The 231-nt window shown below is 52.8% G+C and carries 2 tRNA genes; both read right to left on the bottom strand.

Going from position 1 to position 231, the window contains the following annotated elements:
* Nucleotides 1-2 precede the first annotated feature (2 nt).
* Nucleotides 3-76 (bottom strand) — tRNA-Ile (locus tag EW028_RS24960).
* Nucleotide 77: 1 nt separating this feature from the next.
* Nucleotides 78-151 (bottom strand) — tRNA-Gly (locus EW028_RS24965).
* Nucleotides 152-231 lie beyond the last annotated feature (80 nt).

Below are 231 nucleotides of genomic sequence, written 5' to 3' on the forward strand. Positions count from 1 at the left end.
GGTGGGCCTAAATGGACTCGAACCATCGACCTCACGCTTATCAGGCGTGCGCTCTAACCAGCTGAGCTATAGGCCCTTGGAGCGGGTGATGGGAATCGAACCCACGACATCAGCTTGGAAGGCTGAGGTTTTACCATTAAACTACACCCGCATAAATGGTGGGTCAGGACGGAATCGAACCGCCGACACTTAGAGCTTCAATCTAATGCTCTACCAACTGAGCTACTGACC

This window comes from Lysinibacillus sp. OL1, from assembly GCF_004332175.1.
Taxonomy (GTDB): Bacteria; Bacillota; Bacilli; order Bacillales_A; family Planococcaceae; genus Lysinibacillus; species Lysinibacillus capsici.